This window comes from Fibrobacter sp. UWB13 (genome assembly GCF_900177805.1).
Taxonomy (GTDB): Bacteria; Fibrobacterota; Fibrobacteria; order Fibrobacterales; family Fibrobacteraceae; genus Fibrobacter.
In genome coordinates, this window is the sequence record NZ_FXAX01000002.1 from 348,467 (window position 1) to 373,428 (window position 24,962).

The following is a 24,962-nucleotide window of genomic DNA, read 5'->3' on the forward strand; positions in this document are numbered from 1 at the left end:
CTTAGTCCTCCAAGAAATACTGGACATTGGTCACGACGCGTACGTTCTTAATAAACGGCGTATTTTCATCGCGGTCGCTAATGGAGAACTGGCCCTGCGTTGCCGTCTTGATTTTACCGAGTTTGCTTTCGGAATCCGTCGCAAACTTTTCAGCAGCGGCACGGGCATTCTTGTTCGCTTCGTCAATCATCGTGGGCTTGATCTCGTTCAAGCCATTGAAACTGTAAATTTTACGGTAGCGGTAATCATCACCAGCAAAAGCAATACCTTGTTTTAAAAGGTCGCCTTGCTTGCCCATGATTTCACGAACGCGGTCCACATTCTTCGATGCAACGGTCGTTACCACGGTTGCAATGTAGCGGAACGGGCGGCGGTTATCGCCATAACGTTCACCTTGGGCATCTTCAATTTCTGGAGCAGACCAACTAATTTCAGCAGTATCCACACCATTGTCGCGCAAGAACTTTGCAAGCGTCGCATTCTTCGTCTGCACAGCATCATGAATCAACGAAAGGTCATTACCGACTTCTTTGTACACAATCGGCCAAATCACAAAATCCGCCTTGACCTCGCGCTCCGAGAGCCCACGGACTGACACAACACGGTCGCGATCTTTCGTATGGATCATTGCGCAATAGAGGAACGCGCCAAGCCCGAGAATACCAATAGCCAACAATAAAGCTTCTTTAACTCTAGACATATATTTCTCCTTCGCCGCAAAACACCCACGGCTATAAGTTTAATATACAATCTTGAGTAGTTAGTAGTCACTGGTCAATGGTCATTAATCGTTGGTTTTTACCCAAGACAACAGCATGATTATACATCTAATGACCAAGAACTAATGACTAAAGACCACATTCTAATTTCTATATTTTCCCCCGTAACAAAAACCCGCGAGTGCGGAAAGGATAATCTATGTCTAAACTGACTGATTCTAAGGAATGGAAGGCCCTCGAGGCCCATGCCGAAGTCGCCAAGACTTGGCAGATGAAGGAACTCTTCGCGAAGGACCCGACTCGCGCCGACAAGTTCAGCGCTGAAGCCTGCGGACTCTTCCTCGACTACTCCAAGAACATCATCACCGACGAAACCATGGCAAAGCTCCAGGACCTCCTGAAGTCTGCCAACTTCGAAGACATGCGCGCCAAGTACTTTGCTGGCGAAAAGATTAACACCACCGAAAAGCGCGCCGTGCTCCACACAGCACTTCGCTACAAGGGCAACGATCCGATTTGCGTCGATGGCAAGGATGTCATGCCTGAAGTTCGCGCCGTGCTCAAGCACATGGAAGACTTCACTCACCTCGTCCGTAGCGGCAAGTGGAAAGGCCAGAGCGGCAAGTCCATCAAGTACGTTGTCAACATCGGTATCGGCGGTTCCGACCTCGGTCCGGTGATGGTCACCGAAGCCCTCAAGCCGTATGCAGAAAAGCCGATCGCTGGCGAATACTCTCCGGAAGTCTACTTTGTTTCTAACATCGACGGCACCCACATGGCCGAAACCCTCAAGAAGGTGAACATCGAAGAAACGCTCTTCATCGTTGCTTCCAAGACGTTCACGACTCTTGAAACCATGACGAACGCCGAAACCGCAAAGGCAGCCGTCCTCAAGGCATTCAACGGTGACAAGTCCGCTATCGCAAAGCACTTCGTCGCACTCTCCACCAACACCGAAGCTGTTTCTGAATTCGGCATCGACACTGCAAACATGTTCGAATTCTGGAACTGGGTTGGCGGCCGCTATTCTCTGTGGTCTGCAATCGGTCTCTCCATCGCTCTCCGCATCGGCTTCGAAAACTACATGAAGCTCCACCAGGGCGCATACGAAATGGATCAGCATTTCAAGACCGCTCCGGCCGACAAGAACCTCCCGGTCATCCTCGCCCTCATCGGCGTCTGGTACAACAACTTTTTCGGCGCATCCAGCTACGCCATGCTCCCGTACGACCAGTACCTCCACCGCCTCGCTGCCTACTTCCAGCAGGCAGACATGGAATCCAACGGTAAGACTGTTGATCGCGATTCCAAGCGCGTGAACTACCAGACGGGTCCGATCCTTTGGGGCGAACCGGGTACGAACGGCCAGCACGCCTTCTACCAGCTCATCCACCAGGGCACCAAGATGATTCCGTGCGACTTCATCGCCCCGGCAAACAGCCACAACAAGATTGGCGATCACCACCAGAAGTTGCTCTCCAACTTCTTCGCTCAGCCGGAAGCTTTGATGAACGGCAAGACTCTCGCCCAGGCTCAGGAAGAACTCCGCGCCGCCGGCAAGTCCGAAGAAGAAATCGCATTCCTCGCTCCACACAAGGTATTCGAAGGCAACAAGCCGACGAACTCCATCATGATGGACTACGTGAGCCCGGAACGCCTTGGCGCACTCATCGCCATGTACGAACACAAGATCTTCACGCAGGGCGTTATCTGGAACATCAACAGCTACGACCAGTGGGGTGTTGAACTTGGTAAGCAGCTCGCCAAGAAGATCCTCCCGGAACTTGCAAAGGCTGACGCCGAACTCCACCACGACAGCTCCACCAACGGACTGATCAAGTGGTATAAGGCTCACCAGGCTTAATTAGACGAAAGAAGCGGGGCAAAGCCCCGCGCAATTTTGTCATCCTGAGCGAAGCGTAAGCGAAGTCGAAGGATCCAGGCATTAGAAAAAGTCGCAGCACTCCGCTGCGGCTTTTTTTGCATTTTCGCATATATCACACATTGCAAACTTCCATAAACAAGTTGCAAAAATCTGTCATTCTTGTAACTTTTTCTACATTTTCCTTCATGGAAAGCACGGGTAATAGTACACAAACCTCCAGCAGACCTCAATTGTTGGTCATAAACCAATTACCCCCCCGTTCGTAAAGTTTAATTTACAACAAATTATTTCCCCATTAATTTATAAAAACCTGAAATCAAAATCAGGTCGTTGTAGCGTATTCTCTCTAGTACAAAAGGAGCAAAATGACTAGTCCAAATTTTAAAAGACTCTTTCTACTGGGATCTATAATCATTATGATTACGGCGTCTCAAGGATTCTCTCAAGTAGTAAAATGCGTATTTAGCAGATGCGCTATAAATCCCATACTAGAAACCCCATATTGCGATTACGAATGCGAAGACGGAGTCAACAGATCTGTTCACGGAGTAACAAATCAGCCGAATCAATATGCCTGCAAGGGATCAAAAAAACTTTTCGTATTAAAACCCAATTGCAAAGACGTTCTAGCAAAGGAAAAGGCTGAAAAAGAACGTACACAAAGAGAAATTGACGCCTGGAAAAAACAGCAGCAACAAGAGAACGAAAAACGAGAAAAGGAACTTCAAAAAGACTCCGACAAATATTCTGCAAAAAATCTTGCAGAACGTCTATTCACAGCGGCAAACCGCTATATCGACATATTGAACGATTACCTTGTAAACGGAGACAAACCAACTATTGAAAATCTAGGCATAACAGCAGACATTCTAAAATCAGCTAACGGCAAAGAAGACGCAGGAATACTCGCTTTAAGGAACCCCAAAAAAGGATATGGAATAGAAATTTACCTTACTGCGCCATTAACTAAAGGTAGTTGTACTCAAAAGATGACAGCAACTCTTGAAGTCACGCTGAAAAAAGGATTCCAAGACATTGTAGAAGATGAATGTGATTTTTGGAACACCTGCAAAAAGAAAGACGGTTTTGAAATAGACAATGTTTCTTGGAATGTTCCTGCAGTTTCAAACTGCGCAACCGACCTAAAAACATTTTTGAATGAAAAAACTCTTGATACAAGGAAAAAACTGAAATGAGAAAATTAGCTTTGTATTTAATTCTTGTAACGGTCATCAGCGAGTTTGCGATGGCTCAAGAGCATGCTGGTTTTAGAAAAGCAATCAACAACGGCGACATCAAAACAGCCATAAGCCTCAAAAAAGCTGGAATCAAAGACATTTACTGTCCAGAGACAATGTCGCCTGCCTCAGCAGTCAAATTATACAGAGAGGAACTGAGAAATAAACCTTACGAAATCATAAGCAATTGTTCAGAAGGATTTCTTGATAAAATCCGTCCTCTATCTTGTGCAAATTACAATAATATTGAATTATGCAAGTATATGCTAATGACAAGTCCTATTGAAAAATGGGAGCCTATGCTTGACCAAATAATTGAAAAAGATGTACACAAACACCCCTCTGTCCACCTCGGAATAGAAATTCACGAAGGTTATTCTAGGCTATACGATAAAATTGATCAAGACCCTTTATATCCACAAAAAACAGCTCTAAGTCAAAAACTAAAGGTAATATCTTTAGGTAACTCGCCAAAATCTCCTGAATGCTACGCTGATGAAAGTTGCTCCGCCAAAAAACTAACAAAAGCTTTTGTCAACAATTCTGAAATTTCCAATATAACAGCATTATTTTTCTGTTCAGCCCACCCCGACATTGATAAAAAAATAGAAGCTGAAAATGGTTTTAACATTCTCAATTGTTCAGAAATTTTGGACACATATTCAAAAAAATGCTCTTCCGCTAACGCCAATGAAACATACACATTAAACGAAGATCCAAGAATTTTTAAATGTGAAAACAAGGACAACATTTGGTCTTGGCAACCCAACGGCATCAAAATCGGGAATACAATCTGGGCAACACAAGATGTAAAAATAAAAGGATCAGGAGCATTAATTGATCCCATTGCCAACTGGTACCGAAATCTAACAGAAACCGCTAAAACCGAAGGAAGAAACAGCGCATTACGAAAGTATCCTATTCCTTGCAGCAAGATAGACAGAGACCCTCTCAGAAAGTCTCTTTGTACCAATAATGCAAATCCATTTTCAAAAGAAATATTTGATTTCTTTCATTATCTCGGATTTGCACACTCTTTTGAACAAGCACAAAACATTTGCCCAGATGGTTGGACGCTCCCCACAGAAGAACAATTTAATGAATTGGCACAAACAACACAATCCGCTTCAACGTTAAATTCAAAATGGAAATTCAATTTACGAAAGTTCAGCTTTAATCAAAAGCACAAATCCTTCCAAAATATGGTTTATTATTGGTTAGCCAATGGAAATATCGGTCGTATAGACGACTACGACAAATATCATCTTGAAAAAGGAATAGATTTTGAAACATACAAGCGTTATGACAACGCCCTAAACAATGCCGCGGCAAACATATCCAATGAAGAAAACGAAATCAAAAAGCTCGAAAAAATCATTGAAGACGAAAAAGAGAAACTTAAAGAGACTAGATTCACAACAAACAACACAATTTTAAAAGCAGAAAACGACATAAGAGAAAGAAAACGCAATATCGAATACACAAACAAAGTAATTAAAGATATTCAAAGAAAAATAAAAGACAACAACGATGAAATAAAATACATGTATTACAACGTTCGTTGCGTACAAGGAGCAAAACCTGCACCAGCCCCCGCTCCCGTCCAAACCCAGTCTGCACCCACACCCGCTCAAGAAGCCCGCACCGCAACAACAAACAATGCTGCAGTCACCACAGCAAGCGCACCCACAACAGCAACGCCAGTATCCACAGCTCCGACAAAAGTTGTTGCTACAGAGCCCGCAGCTTCCACATCTGCCACAGCACAAGCTACAGTAGCAACTGAAGTAACTGTTCCAGCATCCACGGCAACTGTCGAGCCAGAACAAAAGCAGGAGCAAGCAACCGAAGCAGCGGAATCCGCATACAACATTGGAGACCTGTTCAAAAAAGTCAAATGGCAACAAGTCGTCAGTGTAAGCGCAGCTCTCGCCGGAGGCGGACTCGCCTACTACTTCAACAAAAAGGCAAAAGACGCAACAGCCAACCCGCCAGCCAACGCTGCCGAATACCAAAAAGGATACGACGATGCGGGCAAAAACCAAACATACAGAAACATTTCCATCGGGCTAGCCGCCGCAGGTCTAGTCGCATTCGGAATCACATTCATTTTCTAGGAGGTTGACATGAAATACTTATTTGCAATCTCAGCAATTTTACTTTGCGCCTGCACTGACTATCAATCCGACTGGGAAAATAAATGGGGTAGCGCTTTTACTGCCCCAACCGCCGACGTTCCTAACACCCCGACCCCTATATTAATTTGCTATGAAGGCTCCACAACGGCTCTCACAAACAACAACTGCACAACAAACTTCGTTTGTTCCGGCAACAACTGGGTACAAGTCGGCAATCCTGTATGCCAAAATGCAAACACGACTCCGACGCCCATAGTCATCCCCGTTGTAACCTTGGGTACCATGACAGATTCCCGAGACAAGCAACAATACGTCACAACAACCATCGGCAAACAAATATGGATGGCTGAAAACCTCAATTACACAGATCAAAGCACCCTAATGATGAAAAACAGCTGGTGTTACGACAACGCCGAAAAGAATTGTGCCCAATTCGGCAACCACAAGTATGGTCGCCTTTATGCGTGGGATGCAGCGAACAAGGCATGTCCTAAAGGCTGGCACCTTCCCACAAAACAGGAGTTCGACCTGTTGCTTAAATCTGTGGGCGGTGAAGCCATAGCCGGCAACATGCTCAAAACACAAAGTAACGGGTGGCCCGCAGGCGGCGAAGGCATAAACGCTTACGGTTTTTCCGTACTCCCTGCAGGCTACCGATACAACCAAGGCGGTTTTTACTATGTCAACCAAATCGCCAATTTCTGGACCAGCACCGAAGACGCAAGCGGAGGAGCATACCGCGTTTCAATCGATACGCAAACTAACGCCCGCCCCGGTACAGACTTGAAAGGTTACGGATTCTCCGTCCGCTGCCTGAAAAACTAAAAAGCAAAAAGTCGCAGCACTCCGCTGCGGCTTTTTTTTGTATTCAAATTTGCGGGTTCCTAAATCCCCACGCCTTTCTCTTTAAGCACCGCCATCACCTCATCATACGGGAGCGGCTTCGAGAAATAATAACCCTGCACGCGGTCGCATCCAACCGACTTCAAGAAGTCCGAATGTTCCTTCGTTTCCACGCCTTCCGAAAGCGTTCCAATATGCAATAGCTTGGCCATTTCCACAATGGCGCGGATAATCACCTTGGACTTTTCCGTGAAGTTTCGCAAGAACATCATGTCGATTTTCAAAAAGTCAAAGTCATAGTCTTTCAGCACGTTCAACGACGAGAAGCCCGAGCCAAAGTCATCCATCCAGACCTCATAACCATCCTTCTGGAAACGCGCTACCTGTTCGTGGATATAGCCGTCCTCATCGCCATCAAGCACCGATTCCGTAATTTCAACGTGAATCATCTCATGCGGCACATTATATTCCTTGGTCAATCGCGTGAGTTCCTTGTAAATATCACTCAGCTTAAAGTCCAAGCGCGAGAGGTTAAACGAAATCGGGACGCACTTGTGTCCAAGATTCGTTTCCTCACGATACTTTTCGCAAATTTTCTTGAGCACGAACAAGTCCAGTTTCTGGATCAAATGCGCATCTTCGAGAATGCCGACAAAATCTAACGGCGGCAAAAATCCGTGTTCCGGGTCATCCCAACGGGCAAGCGCCTCAAAGCCACAAAGCTTATTCGTATTGATATCCACGACAGGCTGATAATACACCTTGATGTATTCGTTTTTCACAGCCTCGTCAATGTGCGCAATCAGGTACATTTTCAGGCGTTCGCGAGCGCCCATCTCATCGGCATAAACTGCGAAATATTCATCGTAAACGCCCTTGGTTGTCGCCTCTGCAAGGCGCGCACGCATAAAACAACGTTCAACATTTTCATTTTCAACGCGTTGCACATACACACCCGCCTTGATTTCGAGCACGCCCTGAGTCGAGGAGCTACGAATTTTATCATGAGCTTCTTTGATCTTGGATTCCACCTCGGCAGCATCACATATCACGCGGAACGTATCGCACGACACATGCGTCACATAGCGCTCCCCGAACAGCGACCTAAACGTATCCGCCATGAACTTCAACGCATTATCGCCCTCTTCAAAACCAAGCCTTTCGTTAAACGCCTTGAAGTTGTCCAAATCAAAAACGACAAACGCATAACGTTTCTTGCGATTTCTAAAGAGCAAATCCTGCACGTAGTTCGAAAACAAAAGTTCATTCGGGAGTCCAGTCAACTTGTCATGGTTACGCGCAATCTCCGCCTGCTGCGTCAAGCGCACCGTCCTGAAAATAAGCTTCACCGCAATCGTAAGCGTAAGCCAGAAGAACCACGATACAAAGACAAGGTAATTCAAAAATTCAGGAGTTACCTCGATCATGCGCACGCACACATACATGGCGAGGTTCACTAGCATACTAAATAACGTGACAAAACCCAAGAACCCAAAGCGCGCAAAGATTTGCGTGTTACGGACAAATAAAAGCTCGTTCCAAAGGAGTTTCCACCAAATGAAAATTGCAACCAAGTTTACCAGGGCTGCGCCAACCTGCGTCTTGCCAACCACCATGCCGAGGTAACCCACACCGACAGACGCAGAAAGCATGAACAGCGATGGCGACCAGTGAATCGAAAGCACCTTCCCAAAAACAAAAATCGCCACAGGAATCAGAATGACGCGGCTCATGTAGTCCACTATCACGTCGAGCAATAACGGAACCTCGCCCATCATGCACGTAAGCAAATGCATCATCCCGTGATAAATCCAGTCCGAATAAATCATGTAGGGGGTCAGCGAAAAAACAGCACCCCAAAAAAGCACTTTCTTCAGGTTCTGTTTTTCACCAAGCGCCACCAACGTAAAAAGCAAAAAACCGCTCGCCAACAGCGACGGAAAAAAGAAGACATGATTTGCGTAATCCAGAAAATTTATCATTGCTAATACCCTAATATCATAAATATAATGTATAACCCCATCTCGTGCACGCGAGTGGTGAAAAAACGCACATTTTAGGCGCTATACATTGGAATATAGATGCTAGGATTTACTTCACTTTACTAAAATCAAGCCTGTCATCAACCGGAATCGGCTCATCCAAATTCTGGACATTGACATCTACCGGTTCGGGCGTTCCAGAATTCGACGGCGGCGCAGGCATTTTCGTCATTTGGACAGTCTGATCATCGCGACCATCCTTTTTCAACTGCATTTCATCCGGGTTATTTCCAACACCTATTACAGCAGGGCAACCCCTCGGATTATCGCACGCACAACCTAAAACAAACAAAGAAAAGGCAATTAAAACAAATTTCATGATTTTAATATACAAAAGAAGTCATAAATGGACAATTAGTCACCGAAAAACGCCCCCAATGCGCCCGGCAGCAATGTCAAAATTTTTAAATTTGGCGCGAAAATCTTATTTGGGAGCAATGTATGAAATCCAAATTACTCTTAACAACGTCAATTTTCGCAATCTTCACACTCAACGGCTGTCTCGACGAAGTGACCGAAACGAGCGCTCCGGACTTGTCCGAACTCGCCTGCAAAACGGAACCCCTAGACGATGACAGCGGACTCAAGATTATTTGCGGAGGCGATTCCGTGGGTGTCGTTTTGAACGGCAAAGACGGTAAAGATGGTACCGATGGTAAAGACGGTGAAAAAGGTAAGGATGGAAAATCTGGTACCGACGGTAAAAATGGCAAGGATGGAACAAACGGAAAAGATGGAACTTCCTGCTACGTCACTGAAAACGAAGAAATAAATGGCTACGATGTGTTCTGTGGTGACGAAAAGATCGGCTCCATCGTAAACGGCAAGGACGGTGCCGATGGAAAAGACGGTAAAGACGGTAAGGATGGCGATAAAGGCGACAACGGTGATGACGGCAAAGATGGTAAGGATGGAACGTCCTGCATTGTTAAAGAAAACACAGAAATAAACGGCTACGACGTTATTTGCGCTGGCGAGAAAATCGGCGAATTGCGCAACGGCAAAGACGGTAAGGATGGTAACGACGGTAAAGACGGCGCGGCTGTAGGTTCTTGCACCGTCGTCGTGAACGATGACATCGATGGCTACGATGTCGTATGCGGCGGCGAAAAGGTCGGCGAACTTCGCAATGGCGCCAAAGGTGCTGACGGTAAGAACGGTGAAAACGGTAAAGACGGTAACGATGGTTCCTCCTGCACCGTCGTCGTGAACGATGACATCGATGGCTACGATGTCATCTGCAGCAACGAAAAGGTCGGCGAACTCCGCAACGGCGCCAAAGGTGCTGACGGTAAGAACGGTGAAAATGGTAAAGACGGTAACGATGGTTCCTCCTGCACGGTCGTAGTAAATGACGACATCAACGGTTACGATGTCATCTGCGGAGATGAAAAGGTCGGCGAACTCCGAAACGGCGCCAAAGGCGCTGACGGAAAGAACGGTGAAAATGGTAAAGACGGTAACGATGGTTCCTCCTGCACAGTCGTAGTAAACGACGATATCAATGGTTACGATGTTATCTGCGGAGATGAAAAGGTCGGCGAACTCCGAAACGGCGCCAAAGGCGCTGACGGAAAGAACGGTGAAAACGGTAAGGATGGTAACGACGGTTCCTCCTGCACGGTCGTAGTAAATGACGACATCAACGGTTACGATGTCATCTGCGGAGATGAAAAGGTCGGCGAACTCCGAAACGGCGCCAAAGGCGCTGACGGAAAGAACGGTGAAAACGGTAAGGATGGTAACGACGGTTCTTCTTGCACGGTCGTAGTAAATGACGGCATCAACGGTTACGATGTCATCTGCGGAGATGAAAAGGTCGGCGAGCTCCGCAATGGCGCCAAAGGTGCTGATGGCAAGAACGGTGAAAACGGTAAAGATGGCAACGACGGTTCATCTTGCACAGTCGTAGTAAACGACGATATCAATGGTTACGATGTTATCTGCGGCAACGAAAAAGTTGGTGAACTCCACAACGGCAAGGACGGCGAAGACGCAAAACCTATCGAAACTTTGAGCAACGCTTGCAATACTCTGCGCTCCACAACAGACAAGTTCTCTTCAATGTACGACGTTTTCTATTGCCTCCGCTCCAACGAAAAAGTTGCATTCATTCTCCGCCACGCCGCCCGCGATAGAAATAACTATGGTACAAGCGGCAGCCTCAATGACATCGGCAAAGAACAATCTGCACAAGTCGGCAAAAAGCTCAAAGAACTCAACATCGGCGATTTCTTCTACATGCACACAAACGTAGTTCGCACCGTAGAAACAGCAATGATCATTTCTAACAACAAAGGTCAAACAACCGGCAGCGAAAACGAATGGAAAGACAACATAGCCGATGACTACCACATAGAGAACATGGACCTTCTTGAATCTTGGTACATAAAAGACGAAAGCAAAAAAAACGCCTGCCAAGGCAAAAATAGCTGGGGATGGAGCATCTATTCAAAAGCAGCCTATGAAGAATACGACAAAGAAAATAACGACGACAGCAAAAACAAAGACGCATGCGAAGCCGCCTTATACAACATCAAAAACAGAACTCAGGAATTCATCAACACATACTTCACATACGATAAAATGCACAAAATGACCATTGCCATCTCGCACGACCAATTCCTCGTGCCTTTCGTCATCGCCATCAGCAATAAACAAATTCACGACGAAAACAACTACACGCTACAATTCCACAAGCACGAAAACGACTTCAACTATTGGATAAACTACCTAACGGGCATCGCCATCATCACTGGTCCTGATGAAGAAACCACAGTCATCCCAGTCATGGCATTAGACGACGGATTCCTGCGCACCTACTAATCTATTCAAACAGCAAAAGCTTCAAAGCCCCCTCCCGGGGGCTTTTTCATATATTCAGCATCAAAGCATTCCCCAGAAAGAAATTGAAGAATAGCAAGTCCTTTTTTATATTTGTAAAAATATTTTTTAATCAATGGAGAAAAAAATGAAGCAAGCCTTTTTGGCAACATTAATCTTTGTCACCACGTTCCTCTTTTCAGGATGCACTCATCAATACGCATTAAAAGAAAACTGGGTAGATGATGACGACTTAATATCCATCGTTAGCGCTCCCGATATCAACAAGTGGTCAAAGCAGTTCGGCACCCCCGTATTCACAGAAATTAGACAAGATACAGCAGAATTCATCTACAACTACAAGCCACACCTATACAAAAGCGTCGAAGACAACAGAATGTTCAAGCCAAACAACAAAGACCGTGTAGACTTGTGGAACGACCGCACAGAATATGTTGGCATTGTTGTTTATCAAGATAAGATTATTCAAGTTCACCCTCGCCCTGACTATGCAGCAACAAAAGAAAAAATAGAAGCCACCGAATCATCTTCTTGGATTATTGGACTCATCGGCGGAATTATCGGAACTGCGGCGCTCGTTATTACAATAGTGGAGAACAATTAAATTCTATGAAATTTTTTTTCATCATCTTATTTTGCGCAATCGCTTTATTTGCTCAAGACGACACCTGCCAAAAACTCTGTTTAAAATGTCAAGAAGATTCTTCAGAAGTATGCCTTGAGATAAAGCAAAGTTGTGAATGTACCTCTTCAAGCGAAGCATCAGCAACAACCAGCGCTCCTCTTTCCAAAGTGGATTTCGGACAGTTTGGATCCAGTAGCAATCAAAAATTCGAACCTATTACAAAAGTAGACTTCGGAAGCAAAGGAGACGACACTCACACGGCAGTTTGGCAAGAAAATGGATCGTATGAAATTCAAAACAAAAACAAAACTTGGATTATCATCGGAAGTATAGTTCTAACAATACTCACTGCAACAATTTTAGGAAATGTGCTATAGTTCTTAATAGCAAAACAACGCCCCGCAAGGCGTTGTTTTTTGTTAATGTCAAAATTCCAAAACACAATTAAAGCCGAGCTTAAGCCCGGCTTTAATAACGAATTCAATACCGCATTGTTTTTTATTCTACGTATAACATCGTCTTGTTAGTTTGCTTAACATCGCAATACTGATGATCGTAATAGTAGTAGGTAAAATTACCTAGCAAACCATCCACAAACAATGGGAAAAAGAACATCGCATCGCCTGCAATAGCCCACCCTCTAACGCCTCTTCTATAACAGCTTGCTTTGGGATCATTTGATTCCAGCATCTTATTGTACTCAGCCTTCGATACATCAGGCTTAGTCACCGGAATGATCATTGCGCAAGACGTCAAGAAAAGCGCCAAAACAAGAAGAGGGCACATGCTCTTCATTTTTACGGCACCTCAACAGAGTCCAAAATCTTCTGCACGACGGTTTCGGCAGTGACTTCTTCCGCTTCAGCTTCGTAGCTCAGAATCACACGGTGGCGAAGCACTTCCATCGCAACAGCCTTCACATCTTCCGGCGTCACGTAGGCACGGCCCTGGATAAACGCATGAGCCTTCGAAGCCTGTGCAAGACCGATAGAAGCACGCGGAGAAGCGCCAACTTCCACAAAGCCCACCAAGTCACTACGCTTGAAGCTACCTGGATCACGCGTAGCCAAGACCAAGTTCACGATGTATTCGCGCACACGTTCGTCCACATAAACCTGCTTCACAAGCTCACGAGCCTTCAAGATATCTTCCTTCGTCGCGACCGCATTCGGCTGACGCAGCCCCGCACCCGAAACCGCATCGAGAATCTTCATTTCGTCAGCCTTATTCGGATAGCTAACCTTCACCTTCAAGAGGAAACGGTCCACCTGAGCTTCCGGCAGCGGATACGTACCTTCCTGTTCAATCGGGTTTTGCGTGGCAAGTACCAAGAACGGTTCGTCCAGTTTGAACGTTTCGTCGCCAATCGTGATGTGGCGTTCCTGCATGGCTTCGAGCAAGGCACTCTGCACCTTCGACGGAGCACGGTTAATTTCATCAGCAAGTACAAGGTTCGTAAAAAGCGGGCCCTTGCGCGTTTCGAACTTCGCTTCGCGGGCGTTATAAATCGTTGTACCGAGCAAATCTGCCGGCAGCAAATCAGGAGTAAACTGGATGCGCTTGAAGTCGAGCGAAACAGCATCGGCAAAAGCCTTCACCGCAGTCGTCTTGGCCAAGCCCGGGAGGCCTTCCAAAAGCACGTGGCCATCTGCCAAAATACCCGTCAGAATGCTTTCGACCATAGCCTTCTGACCAATCACCGTATCTTCAACTTCACGCAGCAAGTTCATGCAAAAAGAACTCTGCTGTTTCACCTTTTCCGAAAGTTCCTGAATATCCATTTATTTTACCTCTAAGTTTTTCATGCTTTAAGATACTAAAATCTTTCAAAAAAAACAAATGAGATTAGTCTTCTTCATTGCTCCGTCTGCTCTCATATTCTTCCAAAGATTCCAAATCACGAACTTTTTGCCGTTCTTCTGCAGCCTTTCTTTCCCTTTGCATTTTTTCATGTTTTTCACTTGAAGTAACAATAGATTCCGACGTACTTATAATACTTACCGTTACAGCAAACCTGTCCATTTTTGAAATTTTTTCGTACTCTACCGGATAGGAACTATACTCCCTGCGTTTATATGTCAAGTCTCTTCCGTAACGGAATTCTATACCAACCCTTAGCGATTCATTCGGTATAAAGGAAATATATCCACCGCAGCCAATTTCATCATAAAAGACCGGAGCCGACCGACCCATTCCAATAACCATAGCCCCATGTTGCGCCGTATTGGCTTCGCGCCCATTTCTAGACAAATGCTGAGTCAAGCCTATGCGGAAATTATCCCCAATCGGCAACTGTTCAATAATGGACACACCTCCACCCCACTGAAAATACTTGTGCTCCACTTTTTCCAATTGCCACAGCCATAAATTACTCCAACCCATTACGCCGAAATAATCAGAGGCAAAGCCCGCCTGCACATAGGGCGTCAAAAAGTCAAATCCAAAGCCGTACTTGAAATACCCTTTATTTTTCTGAATGGAGAAGTTTGCTCCTACAGGCCATTCCTTGTTTTTATAATACCAATCATCTGACAATTCCACTTCCTTAACGCCATCGGCAACATAATTAACATGCGGTTCATCATCAACAAGATCTCCGAAAAACGCCGAGACCGATGCATCTGTCACAAAATTGCCATCACTCTTTTCCATAAATGTAGCAGCGGATGGCGGATGAATAATGGCAACGCTGCACCCCGCAAGCATCGCCGACACAAACAAAATAAATAAACAAGCCAACCGATTCATCGCGTATAAAACCACTTAAATTTCAAAAATTCATCAGTGCGATTGAGTATCAAACACCACGCTAAAATCAAGATAAAAACGCTGGTTATCAGAACCAAGTTCATTCCCGTAACGGAATTCTAAAGAATAACCATCATAACTGACATACGCCCCAGCACCTAATTCCCCATAAAATTTCATATAATAATCAAGATTTATCGAGCAGCATTCATCCAAAACTCCTGAATAAGAATTGTAAGCAAAAAACTGATTCACGCCCACTTTTAATTTCGAGGTAATAGGGAGCTGTTCAATTATCATAATTCCAAAGGGTCGCTTCCAATTCGTCGAGCTATCATCATTAAGTACAATAATATCGCCCCATCCCTGAACACCAAAATAATCACTAACAAAACCCAAATTCAAACGAACAAGAGAATGCTCTCCTAAACTTAAACCAAATAAAAAATGGTCATTTCTAAAAAAGAGCACCCCGTCTAGTAAAAAATGCGGTTCCTTATATCGGTATGCTTCTTGAGCACTTTTTTCTTCACGATGCGAATTATCATCGCCCCAAAAGCCTCCACCGCCAACGCCAATACTAATAGAATTCGGTTTGGCACTCATAAAACGCGCTGCCGACGGAGCATGCGAACTGCACCCCGCAAGCATCATCGTCACAAACAAAACAAATAAACAAGCCAACCGATTCATCACGTATAAAATAGCTTTAATTCAAAAAGTTTCAACGTAATCTATCGGCTAATTTCAACCGCCCATCAGGCGATTTGCCGTTTACTTTTTCTTTTTCGCAGCGGGCAGTTCTGGAATCATGGCGTCGAGCAAACGCACAAGCAAGCCTTTATCTGCAATTTGTTCGGCAGTGACACGCAACATCGGCTTTGCGCCATCGTAGGGCAACTGCAATTTTGCATCCGGGAGCACAGCCTTCGCTGCAGCCACAGGCTTCACGAGCAAGCGATCATCGTAAATCCCGCCAAAAATTTTTCCATCAGCATAAAGGATATACTCGCCCATCATCTTGCGGGTGGTCACGCGCAGCTCCCCCTTGAACTGAGCCAAGACATAATCACGGAACTTTTCAGAACTCGGCATTTTTATTCTTCACCAAATTAACGATACAGTCTCTAAATTCACCAGCATTACCAATATAGTAGCTATCCGCACCATAATACAAAAGCGAATCCTTGCTATTGTAGGTGGAAGCAAGATCCATCAGACCCGCGTTTTCTGCCTTACAAATTTCTGGAGTCATTTTGGAATCAGACATATAATCCAAAACGCAAACCCCATTGTCAGATTTCAAAGTCGCACCAACTTCTACATAACTACCACGGTTATACTGCAAACGCTTCGCCTTGGTAAACTCGACTTCAAAATTCTGCCCACGAATCACAAAAGAAATATGCGTTTTATCTTTACTGTTAATAACAACATTCCTTTTTTGTGCATGGGCTTCAAAATTTTCACTTTTCCAGAATGCCGTCCACGGGAAAACTTCATATTGCGATGTAATAATCACATCAAAGATATCTTCCATAAAAGAAGACCCCGTATAATCATCATATTCATCTTCTGTCGGGGCATATATATCAATCGCATTTCCGTTCAAATCAGTCACTGACGCAAAAAGAGTATCCTGCGTAAAATCAAAGTATGTGATTGTATTTTTTAGCCAGCCGTTCAGTTCGCTTGCATCACGGCAATCAAGAGAATTGCTTTCTTGAACATACTTACAGTTTATCATTTTCCATTTGTTCTTAATCTGTCCATTTTTACCACCAACAAATATTTGACCATACGTTCTAACATCTTCATCGCTATAGAAAATAACAAGCGTATCGCCTCTAAAATCATACACCCTTTCAATATGTTGTGTATCCACCATCGTCACAAATTCATATTTATCATCGTCAACTTTACAAACATCATAACTATGAACTTCATAAGTCGAAAACTTCCGATTCGCTTCGTCCAAAATCAGCGGGTACTTAATCCCCACAAAATTTTCCCTTGAATTATTGGAGACCGGGTTAGACTCGTTACTTTCACTGCAAGCAAGCATCATAGCACAACAAAGCAGACCAGCAAGACCTAAAAATTTCATAAAAAACTCCTTCCAAATCGTTTACTGCTAATAATACATTATTTCAGCATCCATTTTTAGCAGTCGTGCATATAAAAATTCATTTTCCATCTTTTTATATGTATTTTTCTACTTTATCCAAAACATTTTTATAATTCCAGCTAGTTTTCATACATATAAAACTTTCCATTTAGCCAATTTTATATGCATCGCACACAATTTTTTTCCGAAAAAGGTTAGCAGAGAAGCAAATTATACATATAAAAAATGTCCTTTGAGCTTTTTTATATGCACACACCCTCAAATTTCGGCACTTAAACAATCCTATTTGCATAATTTGTTGTATATTATATGCCGCATGACAACAAAATTCACTGAAGAATATCTCAAGGACTATAAAGAACAAATTCGCAAGTTGCCGCTTGACGAACTCTATGAAGTTTTAGATATCATCAGCAAAGACGATTCTCCAGAACGACAGAACATTGTCAAAGCGCGCATCGAAGAACTAGAAAATAAAGAAGAAATAGAATCATATTTCGCACCCAGCGCGACATTTTCCGAGCAATTCCAAGACGAAACCGAACGTTCCATCGAGCAAACTTTTGAACCATATCCTAGCTTAAACGACGACCAAATCTCAATTCCAGGCTCTGATCAAGCAGACACCGAAAGCGACGACTCATCAAATCACAAAATAACGCAAGAAGAAATAGACAAATACAACAACACGCAACCGGTACCTGATACTAACGGACTCATCTCATTCCTCTTCTTAATGGCAATCGGTTTAGGTATGGTCCTTTTGCCTCTAATCATCATCTCGATAAATGAAAACCAACACCCAAGTTATCACAATTTTAAAATAACAACTTTTTTGCCGTTTCTCAAATATGTTCCTATAACCACTATCTTTATTGTCAACTGCATAACAGCAAAGGAAAGAATCCGAGACTACTGGCTAAACCATCTTAAATTAGCACTCAGCATCGCATCATTTCTCGCCGTAAATGCAGTCATCACATTCATCACAGGAACATACAGCGGAATCTACCGCAGTTGCTCAGGAAGGCCCGCCTATATGATAGCCGCAGGGGTTCTCTTTTTCTCGATAACATTTATCGTGAACGCATTCTTGCCCATCAGCCAAAGATACCGTCCAAAAAACGGGCTTACGCTAGCAGCGCTCGCCCTCGTCCTTGAAACAGCCCTCCGATAGACGTTTTTACTCGTCTTCTTTAATACCCATGAGTTGCATGGCGAGTTTCCAAGTTTCCTTGTTTTCGAAACTATCGCGTTTGCCACCGCCGTAGCGGGCATGCACAAATTCTTCAAGCAAGGGCTTCCAGCCGTCCAGTTTGCCATCAGCCACGAGAGCATCCAAGTTCACAGCAGAAGCGGAGGCGGCGGCAATTCCTTCGGCAGCTCCGAACTTTTTAAACGCATATTCCTTGCAAATGCCTTCGAGTTCCAAGAGCCATTCGCGGCTATCGGCAACCATCACGCGCTGCTTCAAGACCACCATCTTCTCGCGCATAGCATTTTCAAACGCATTCTTCGCTGCAGCCGCAGCTCGCGCATTAGCACGCTTACGCATGCGCCACAGCGCCGCAAGCAGCACACAAACGCCAACCGCTCCGCCTGCAATAAACGGCATCGCATTGAACGGAGCATCGACACGTATAGGCTCACTATCACTACGCAAATCGAGCGACTGACCCATCGGCGTCGGGATTTCAAAACGCATCGCGGGGATGTTCAGGTTACCCGTATCCTGCATAACGAGCTTGTAGTTGAACGTGATCTGCGCCATTTCCTTGCCGTCTTTTACCGAGCGGCTAGATTCCTGCGACACGCCCAACTGCAAAATGCCCTTTGCATTTGCTGAACTCGTCGGCACCACGAGAATCGCGCTCCCGTTCACACTCCACGAGACCGTCACCGGGAAGTTGATCGTATCGCCCACAGTTGCCGAAAGCGGCACATTTCCGGCAGCATTTCCGGAGGCGCTCCCAGCATTCCCTGCGTTTCCTGCAGTAATCGTAATCCCGAGCTGTTCAGCCGTCGGGAGCGCAGGCATACCCGCATCATTTCCAACGGAATCTCCGTCAACAGAACTTGCATCCAAATCGCCCGGCGCATTCAAGCTATCGGCAGGCACCACAAGTGCCGTGTCCGCAGCACTCACCTTGGCCAACGCTGCACTTTCAGCTGGAGCATCATTCTTTACGGCAGCGCTTTCTGCCGCCTTCGTCTTCGACTTTTTAGACTTAACCTTTGCAGTCTTAGAATTCACAGTTTTTTCTTTCATACGCCAAGAATATACAAAAAAGACTCCCGTAAAAAAGAGAGTGCCCGCCATAGCGGCGGGCACGACAACTGAAATTATTTCGGCTAAATTAGAACGGACGCACAAACAAGCCGTTCAGCAAGCCCGAATACATCGTGAGCAAGATATCCGAGAAGTAGCTGCTGTTCGTGTTCGACGGGTCCTTAGCATTCAAGCCCTTCGTGCACTTTTCAAGCCAAGTCGGATTGCCAGAGAGACCCGTTGCGCACCATGCAGCGTACCACTGGCTCGAAACGACGTTGTTTCTGGTGTTATCCGGACCTACAGACAAATTCCAGGAGTAATTGACTGCCAAAGCCTTATCATCCGGGTTGTTCGTAGATTTTACCGAGATAAAGGCGTTCAGCTGATTCAAGATAGCTGCTGCACGCGTTTCCTGGAACCAGTAGTAATCCCATGCAAGGCGCCACGGAATACGCACAGATTCCTTGTTGAACGTGTACCAAGTCCAGCTACCTTCACCAGAACCTGCGGCTCCGTTAGGCGGATTGGCGGCATTACCCGTTGCATCGCTCCAGTCCGGGAACACGCCCGTACCCATCGACTGCACCAACTGCATGTAGGTGTACATTGCATCAAGCACGCCCTGCCAGTTGTGATTCTTGTCCACCATAGCAAAGAGCCTGATTGCCACCGGAGAGAAGTAGCTCAAGTTGTAAACCGGGTTGGAGCCCTTCCACAAGTCCGTATCGCCAGAGTAGATAAGCAACGTCGTCTTGTTGACTTCCAAGTCCCAAATGGCATTCACAAACGTCAAGGCATCCTGCAAGAATGCGGCATTACCCGTCTTGTAGTACATGAGGATCAAAGCCGTTGCGATATCTTCGTCAGCGTCAGTAGCGCTGGAATTATCCACTTCCGTCCAGTGGAACGACTGGGTGATCCACGGCATGAGCTTTGTATTGCTATAAGCTCTAAAGCCTCTAGTGTAGTTCCACAAGCGGATAAACGTGTCATCATCGCCATTGAAATAGGCAAGGAGCATACCATAGCCAACACCTTCAGACACGGTGCAAGCACGGGTCTTCATGGCAGGGACTGGCGTCGTATTATCAGAGCAGTAGCTCTTGTAATAGCCCGTCTGGCTAGACCAAACTACACGACCAGCAGGCAAAAGATCGGCAGTCGGGAACACAACGTTGAATTCCGCAGCAAGATTCGGATAAGTCGTGATTTCCTGTTCGTAAGTGGTAAAGTGGAAACTCTTCCACAGAGCATAATCACCCGTACCGTAGGTCACGTTTGCCGAAGGTGCAAGAGCAGGATATGCGGTAGGACTCGGGGCAGGAGTGGAGCTTGTCGGAACAACAGCAGAACTGCTGACAGGCACTGGAGTCGAAGACGTCGGACCCGGAATATACGCAGAAGAACTTGTCGGGAGAACAGTCGAGCTGTAAACCGGGTTATTAACAGGAGCGCTCGGCGAAGTATCGCCACCGCAAGCGCCAAGGAAAAAAGCCGAGCCTACCAAAGCAGGCAACAGGATTTTTTTGGAAATCATAAGGCCTCTCAAAATCAACCCTCAAACGGGTCTGGTAAATGCCAAAGTAATATATATAAATATAGCTATTAGCGAAAACTTGAAAGTAAAAATCAAGTTTACCTGTGAGCACACGCACTAAAAAAATTACATACAAGAAAAGGGCCGCATGCGCGACCCTTCTCTAAATTCTTGCGAATCCGAAATTACTTCAACACGATCTTGTTGGAGAAGTTGACGGACTTGCCAGCAACGCGAACCATGTAGACACCAGCGTCGAGGTTTGCGAGGCTGAGAGCAGAAGCGGTGTTGCCCTTAGCAACAACCTGGCCCTGGAGGTTGAGAACTTCAACGTTAGCAGCGGTGTTCACGCCAGCAACGCTGAGGGTACGGCCAGAGAGGATTGCCTTAGCAGCGGAAGCGCCACGAGCAGCCTTGATTCCAATAGAACCGCAGGTACCAGCATACGGACCAACGGACTTGATGTTGAATTCATAGGAACCCGGAGCAGCCTGGAGCTTGAACTTGATAGCAACGAGCTGAGAAGCAGCAGTTACACCGTCCATCTTCGTTGCACCCTTGTACCAAGACGGCTGAGCAAAGCCAGACCATGCGATGGTCTTGGTAACAGGAGCAGAAGTAGCCTTAGCGAGGGAAGCAGCCGGGTTTGCATAACCGATCGTTGCGTCAACAGCGTCACCGAGACCGAGTTCGAGAGACGGAGCAGCAGCGGAAGTGTAAGTGATGCAGATGCCACCCCAAGAAGAGGCGTCGCCAGCAGCCGGAGTGTTGTCGGTAGCAGAGGTTTCACCAACAACGTTGAAACCGATACCAACGAACGGGTTATAGGTCAACTGGCCCTTATCGAGAACTGCAGTACCGCAAACGCCCTGGCAGTAGTCAATGATCGGGTCCATAGCGTCGGCAGAGTATTCGTTACCGCGTTCGACCGGCCAAGTAACAGAGGAAGCACCCTTGTCACCGCTGTCGTCGTAGCTGAACCAGTAACCGGCAGTTTCAGTGTCGTTGCCGATTTCAGTGTCAACCTTGTAAACGCCGTCAGCACCGTTCCAGGTTACGAATGCAAATGCACTAGAGGCTGCGAGAAGAGCCGATGCAATTGTAAGTTTCTTATTCATAATTCTCTCTCTTTTTTTAACTGTTTTACCCAAAATGGGCGATTTGGACAACAATATATTTTTTTTTCTTCAAAAATGCCATACCTACAGCCCTTTGAAAAAAAAATTTACAATACCGTCATCAAAAAGCCCTTTCTCTAGTAATATAGCACATTGGGAGGTGTCAGAGTACATACAAATTTTATTACAAATTACTTCTGTGTAATTCATCACATCCAAAGGAACGCAACTTTTTTATTACGATACAAGGTATTTCATTCTAGCACACAGAAAGCTACATTATATGGTAATACAATCGCCCGTTAATGTGAGCGGCAAGCATCGCAAAGCCAAATCACTCGGGGGTGAAAAACGGGACAAAGGTGTACAACAGACACAAAGCAAATAGCCTTGTGTTCAATAGTAAACAAAAAATTAGCCTAAATTGTTTACTATCTTGGTTTTAATTAGATAATTTTTGTCAAAACAAAAGGAAAACACTCATGAAATTGACAAAGCTACTGACAGGCGTCTTGGCTGGAGCGGCAATATCCGCTTTTGCAGCCGATGCATCAACAGCAATCCCGAGAAAAGCAGGTCCGGTATCCTATTACGGCGCCCTCCACACTAGCGGCAGTAAGATTATTGGCGCAAAGAACAACCAGCAAGCAATGCTTCGCGGCGTGAGCCTTTTCTGGTCTGACGCAACGGGTGCTTCTTATTACAACCCGACGGTCATTTCATGGGCTGTAGACAACCTCAAGATCGACGTGTTCCGCTACGCCATGGCAATTCAATACTATGATAGCAATGGCGGCACCAAGAACGAAGTAGACAAGGGCAACTCTTACGCAGGCGCTCCGGAAGGACAGCTTTCCATGATCGATAAGATGGTCAAAGCCGCTATCGAAAACGACGTCTACATCATCATCGACTGGCACAGCCACAGAGCCCACCTCGAAACATCTATCGCCAAGACGTTCTTCGAGACGGTTTCCAAGAAGTACAAGGACGTTCCGAACGTCATTTATGAAATTTACAACGAACCGGTCAGCGGTAGCGGTGGCGACTGGGGCGCAATCAAGAATTACGCCAACCAGATTGTTCCGGCAATCCGTAACAATACGCAAAACTTGGTTATCGTCGGTACGCCGAACTGGTCCCAGCATCCGGAACAGGGCGCAAGAGATCCTATTGCATCGACCAACATCGCTTACGTTTTGCACTTCTACGCCTCCACCCATTCCAAGGGTAGCTTCGGCGGAAACGTTTCCAGCGCGCTCAGCGCAGGCTATCCGGTGTTCATCTCTGAATGGGGTACCACAAACGCAGATGGTGACGGTGAACCGAATGCCAGCGCCACAAGCGAATGGACCTCTTTCATGGACCAGAACATGATTCCGAACTGCAACTGGAGTTTGCGTCAGCAGACGAGTGACGTCGACCAGAAGAGCGAAAAGTCCGCTATTTTCGCAGGCGACAAGTCCCTCATCACGGCAGCCGCCCTCGATGCAGCCACCTACACTTCTTCCGGCAACATCATCAAGAGCTACCTCACCAAGAATGCACGCTCCTGGGCAGACTCCCTCGTAAAGGGCAAGAACACCGGCTCCTGCGCATTCAAGGCAACAACGGCAAAGCAGACCGATGGCAAGATTTCTGGCGTTCTCAAGTCTGGTTGTACCTACACCTCTAGCAACGATAAGATTGCCTCTGTTTCTGGTAGCGACATCGTCATTAACGACTATGGCTTTGTTACCCTCAAGGGTAACGACGGATCCGAATCTGTTGTGACCATCACTCAGGTTGCAGGTCAGACCATCGCAAACCTCGAAGATATCACTTGCAACTACACCAACACTTGCAAGTCCACCTCCAAGACCGGCCGCGCCATTGACTTTGACGGTGATGGTTCCCTCGACTATCTCCTCACCATGGACGACAAGACGAATGAAGGTTCCAAGTTCACGCTTACATCGCTTGATCCGAGCATCGTAACCGTAAGCAAGACCACTTGCACAAACAACAGTTGCGCCAACTCTCAAAAGAATAAGCAAGTTTGGATGTTGCACTTCAAGAGCTACGGCACCGCAAAGGTCGTCGCAAGCGCAGCAGCAATTACAGGCTTCCGCGCCATGCAGGACACCTTCGAAATCAAGTTCACCAAGGGCAATGACCGTATTACTGAAAAGTACAAGGACCAAAAGGTCGCTGTCAACTTCGAATCAGCAACGGGTCTTCCGAGCGCAAGCCTTAGCGGCAAAACTCCGATTACCTACACGTTCAACGGAAAGGAATCCTCTGCCTACATGGTCAAGCTCGGCGAAGGCTTTGCAACAAGCTCCTACCCGGCAATCATCGCTGTCACGGCAAACATTCCTGAAAGCGACAACTATTTAGCCATGACCAAGACTGTCACGTTCATTATCGGTGGCGACAGTACTTTGGCAATGAACAAGGACGAATACTACAGCTACATCAATGGTACAACCATTGCCATGAAGCCGATTCGCAATGTCCAGAACAGCCTCAAAGCTAGCATGAACGGCTCGATGCTCCAGTTCACGACCAAGAATACCGGTCTCGTGAAGGTGGACATCTATGATGCTCTCGGTGCAAGCGTAAAGCAGATGTCCGACATCTACGGCAAGGGCAGCCACGCTATCGACCTCAAGGGTCTCCCGAACGGCTCCTACACGCTGGTTATCCGTCAGGGCAGCCACAAGGCTTCGCTCCGCTGGACGAACAAGTAAGCAGTAGATAATGACGGGCACGCCCGCAAAACAGATATGAAAAACTCCTGCCAAATGGCTGGAGTTTTTTTATGCGAAGTTTTTGAAAAGGAG

General features: G+C 46.0%; 20 protein-coding genes. 9 read left to right on the forward strand and 11 right to left on the reverse strand.

The window, feature by feature from the left end:
- Position 1: 1 nt before the first annotated feature.
- Entirely contained in the window at positions 2 to 700 is a 699-nt protein-coding gene (locus tag B9Y77_RS11165; RefSeq protein WP_085491690.1) for an SIMPL domain-containing protein, read from the reverse strand.
- 218 nt (positions 701 to 918) lie between these two features.
- On the opposite strand from B9Y77_RS11165, the gene pgi reads away from it, so the two are divergent.
- From pgi to B9Y77_RS11190, 4 genes are all read left to right on the forward strand, one after another.
- Complete coding sequence (pgi, locus tag B9Y77_RS11170) at positions 919 to 2,583, forward strand: glucose-6-phosphate isomerase (RefSeq protein ID WP_085491691.1); 1,665 nt, start codon at positions 919 to 921, stop codon at positions 2,581 to 2,583.
- Between the two features lie 437 nt (positions 2,584 to 3,020).
- Positions 3,021 to 3,800, forward strand: a complete 780-nt coding sequence (locus B9Y77_RS11180; RefSeq protein ID WP_139829307.1) for a hypothetical protein — start codon at positions 3,021 to 3,023, stop codon at positions 3,798 to 3,800.
- On the forward strand, positions 3,797 to 5,959 hold the full coding sequence (locus B9Y77_RS11185) for a fibrobacter succinogenes major paralogous domain-containing protein (RefSeq protein WP_085491694.1): 2,163 nt from the start codon (positions 3,797 to 3,799) through the stop codon (positions 5,957 to 5,959). Before B9Y77_RS11180 ends, B9Y77_RS11185 begins: the two co-directional genes overlap by 4 nt.
- A 9-nt stretch (positions 5,960 to 5,968) precedes the next feature.
- Positions 5,969 to 6,805, forward strand: a complete 837-nt coding sequence (locus B9Y77_RS11190) for a fibrobacter succinogenes major paralogous domain-containing protein (RefSeq protein WP_073424770.1) — start codon at positions 5,969 to 5,971, stop codon at positions 6,803 to 6,805.
- 59 nt (positions 6,806 to 6,864) lie between these two features.
- Here the strand turns inward: B9Y77_RS11190 and B9Y77_RS11195 are convergent, their stop codons facing one another.
- Positions 6,865 to 8,805, reverse strand: a complete 1,941-nt coding sequence (locus B9Y77_RS11195; RefSeq protein ID WP_085491695.1) for a GGDEF domain-containing phosphodiesterase — start codon at positions 8,803 to 8,805, stop codon at positions 6,865 to 6,867.
- Positions 8,806 to 8,914: 109 nt separating this feature from the next.
- Complete coding sequence (locus tag B9Y77_RS15795) at positions 8,915 to 9,184, reverse strand: hypothetical protein (protein WP_139829308.1); 270 nt, start codon at positions 9,182 to 9,184, stop codon at positions 8,915 to 8,917.
- Between the two features lie 122 nt (positions 9,185 to 9,306).
- Between B9Y77_RS15795 and B9Y77_RS11200 the strand changes: the two genes are divergently transcribed.
- The 3 genes from B9Y77_RS11200 to B9Y77_RS11210 all read left to right on the forward strand — a co-directional run bounded on the left by B9Y77_RS11200 (position 9,307) and on the right by B9Y77_RS11210 (position 12,711).
- Positions 9,307 to 11,691 (forward strand): histidine phosphatase family protein, encoded by a 2,385-nt coding sequence (locus B9Y77_RS11200; RefSeq protein WP_085491696.1) that lies wholly within the window; start codon positions 9,307 to 9,309, stop codon positions 11,689 to 11,691.
- Between the two features lie 133 nt (positions 11,692 to 11,824).
- Positions 11,825 to 12,313, forward strand: a complete 489-nt coding sequence (locus B9Y77_RS11205) for a hypothetical protein (RefSeq protein WP_139829309.1) — start codon at positions 11,825 to 11,827, stop codon at positions 12,311 to 12,313.
- 5 nt (positions 12,314 to 12,318) lie between these two features.
- Entirely contained in the window at positions 12,319 to 12,711 is a 393-nt protein-coding gene (locus B9Y77_RS11210; RefSeq protein WP_073424765.1) for a hypothetical protein, read from the forward strand.
- A 420-nt stretch (positions 12,712 to 13,131) separates the two neighbouring features.
- On the opposite strand, the gene B9Y77_RS11220 is transcribed toward B9Y77_RS11210, so the two are convergent.
- From B9Y77_RS11220 to B9Y77_RS11240, 5 genes are all read right to left on the reverse strand, one after another.
- A complete protein-coding gene (locus B9Y77_RS11220) occupies positions 13,132 to 14,115 on the reverse strand; it encodes an AAA family ATPase (protein WP_085491698.1) in 984 nt (327 codons plus the stop codon).
- A gap of 64 nt (positions 14,116 to 14,179) precedes the next feature.
- A complete protein-coding gene (locus B9Y77_RS11225) occupies positions 14,180 to 15,082 on the reverse strand; it encodes a hypothetical protein (RefSeq protein WP_176221755.1) in 903 nt (300 codons plus the stop codon).
- Between the two features lie 33 nt (positions 15,083 to 15,115).
- A complete protein-coding gene (locus tag B9Y77_RS11230; protein WP_085491699.1) occupies positions 15,116 to 15,775 on the reverse strand; it encodes a hypothetical protein in 660 nt (219 codons plus the stop codon).
- Between the two features lie 81 nt (positions 15,776 to 15,856).
- The gene (locus tag B9Y77_RS11235) at positions 15,857 to 16,177 is read right to left on the reverse strand and encodes a TfoX/Sxy family protein (protein ID WP_085491700.1); all 321 of its coding nucleotides are present in this window, start codon (positions 16,175 to 16,177) and stop codon (positions 15,857 to 15,859) included.
- Positions 16,164 to 17,189, reverse strand: a complete 1,026-nt coding sequence (locus B9Y77_RS11240) for a hypothetical protein (RefSeq protein WP_085491701.1) — start codon at positions 17,187 to 17,189, stop codon at positions 16,164 to 16,166. Before B9Y77_RS11240 ends, B9Y77_RS11235 begins: the two co-directional genes overlap by 14 nt.
- Before the next feature lie 337 nt (positions 17,190 to 17,526).
- Here B9Y77_RS11240 and B9Y77_RS11245 point away from each other — a divergent pair, with 337 nt between their 5' ends.
- A complete protein-coding gene (locus B9Y77_RS11245; protein ID WP_085491702.1) occupies positions 17,527 to 18,387 on the forward strand; it encodes a hypothetical protein in 861 nt (286 codons plus the stop codon).
- Between the two features lie 6 nt (positions 18,388 to 18,393).
- Here B9Y77_RS11245 and B9Y77_RS11250 read toward each other — a convergent pair whose 3' ends face one another.
- From B9Y77_RS11250 to B9Y77_RS11260, 3 genes are all read right to left on the reverse strand, one after another.
- Positions 18,394 to 19,479 carry a BatD family protein gene (locus B9Y77_RS11250; RefSeq protein ID WP_085491703.1) on the reverse strand — a complete coding sequence of 362 codons (1,086 nt, stop codon included), beginning with the start codon at positions 19,477 to 19,479 and terminating at the stop codon, positions 18,394 to 18,396.
- Between the two features lie 88 nt (positions 19,480 to 19,567).
- Complete coding sequence (locus tag B9Y77_RS11255) at positions 19,568 to 21,019, reverse strand: glycosyl hydrolase family 8 (RefSeq protein ID WP_085491704.1); 1,452 nt, start codon at positions 21,017 to 21,019, stop codon at positions 19,568 to 19,570.
- 185 nt (positions 21,020 to 21,204) lie between these two features.
- Positions 21,205 to 22,137 carry a T9SS type A sorting domain-containing protein gene (locus tag B9Y77_RS11260; RefSeq protein WP_073424756.1) on the reverse strand — a complete coding sequence of 311 codons (933 nt, stop codon included), beginning with the start codon at positions 22,135 to 22,137 and terminating at the stop codon, positions 21,205 to 21,207.
- A gap of 482 nt (positions 22,138 to 22,619) precedes the next feature.
- Between B9Y77_RS11260 and B9Y77_RS11265 the strand changes: the two genes are divergently transcribed.
- On the forward strand, positions 22,620 to 24,869 hold the full coding sequence (locus tag B9Y77_RS11265; RefSeq protein ID WP_085491705.1) for a cellulase family glycosylhydrolase: 2,250 nt from the start codon (positions 22,620 to 22,622) through the stop codon (positions 24,867 to 24,869).
- The last annotated feature ends 93 nt before the right edge of the window (positions 24,870 to 24,962 follow it).

Excerpts from the sequence above, each read along its gene's own strand:
- B9Y77_RS11255 (WP_085491704.1), bottom strand. The coding sequence starts at position 21,019 with ATGATTTCCAAAAAAATCCTGTTGCCTGCTTTGGTAGGCTCGGCTTTT.
- B9Y77_RS11240 (WP_085491701.1), bottom strand. The coding sequence starts at position 17,189 with ATGAAATTTTTAGGTCTTGCTGGTCTGCTTTGTTGTGCTATGATGCTT.
- B9Y77_RS15795 (WP_139829308.1), bottom strand. The coding sequence starts at position 9,184 with ATGAAATTTGTTTTAATTGCCTTTTCTTTGTTTGTTTTAGGTTGTGCG.
- B9Y77_RS11245 (WP_085491702.1), top strand. The coding sequence starts at position 17,527 with ATGACAACAAAATTCACTGAAGAATATCTCAAGGACTATAAAGAACAA.
- B9Y77_RS11260 (WP_073424756.1), bottom strand. The coding sequence starts at position 22,137 with ATGAATAAGAAACTTACAATTGCATCGGCTCTTCTCGCAGCCTCTAGT.
- B9Y77_RS11195 (WP_085491695.1), bottom strand. The coding sequence starts at position 8,805 with ATGATAAATTTTCTGGATTACGCAAATCATGTCTTCTTTTTTCCGTCG.
- B9Y77_RS11220 (WP_085491698.1), bottom strand. The coding sequence starts at position 14,115 with ATGGATATTCAGGAACTTTCGGAAAAGGTGAAACAGCAGAGTTCTTTT.
- B9Y77_RS11180 (WP_139829307.1), top strand. The coding sequence starts at position 3,021 with ATGATTACGGCGTCTCAAGGATTCTCTCAAGTAGTAAAATGCGTATTT.
- B9Y77_RS11205 (WP_139829309.1), top strand. The coding sequence starts at position 11,825 with ATGGAGAAAAAAATGAAGCAAGCCTTTTTGGCAACATTAATCTTTGTC.
- B9Y77_RS11250 (WP_085491703.1), bottom strand. The coding sequence starts at position 19,479 with ATGAAAGAAAAAACTGTGAATTCTAAGACTGCAAAGGTTAAGTCTAAA.
- B9Y77_RS11190 (WP_073424770.1), top strand. The coding sequence starts at position 5,969 with ATGAAATACTTATTTGCAATCTCAGCAATTTTACTTTGCGCCTGCACT.
- B9Y77_RS11185 (WP_085491694.1), top strand. The coding sequence starts at position 3,797 with ATGAGAAAATTAGCTTTGTATTTAATTCTTGTAACGGTCATCAGCGAG.
- B9Y77_RS11200 (WP_085491696.1), top strand. The coding sequence starts at position 9,307 with ATGAAATCCAAATTACTCTTAACAACGTCAATTTTCGCAATCTTCACA.
- B9Y77_RS11225 (WP_176221755.1), bottom strand. The coding sequence starts at position 15,082 with ATGAATCGGTTGGCTTGTTTATTTATTTTGTTTGTGTCGGCGATGCTT.
- B9Y77_RS11210 (WP_073424765.1), top strand. The coding sequence starts at position 12,319 with ATGAAATTTTTTTTCATCATCTTATTTTGCGCAATCGCTTTATTTGCT.
- pgi (WP_085491691.1), top strand. The coding sequence starts at position 919 with ATGTCTAAACTGACTGATTCTAAGGAATGGAAGGCCCTCGAGGCCCAT.
- B9Y77_RS11235 (WP_085491700.1), bottom strand. The coding sequence starts at position 16,177 with ATGCCGAGTTCTGAAAAGTTCCGTGATTATGTCTTGGCTCAGTTCAAG.
- B9Y77_RS11265 (WP_085491705.1), top strand. The coding sequence starts at position 22,620 with ATGAAATTGACAAAGCTACTGACAGGCGTCTTGGCTGGAGCGGCAATA.
- B9Y77_RS11165 (WP_085491690.1), bottom strand. The coding sequence starts at position 700 with ATGTCTAGAGTTAAAGAAGCTTTATTGTTGGCTATTGGTATTCTCGGG.
- B9Y77_RS11230 (WP_085491699.1), bottom strand. The coding sequence starts at position 15,775 with ATGAATCGGTTGGCTTGTTTATTTGTTTTGTTTGTGACGATGATGCTT.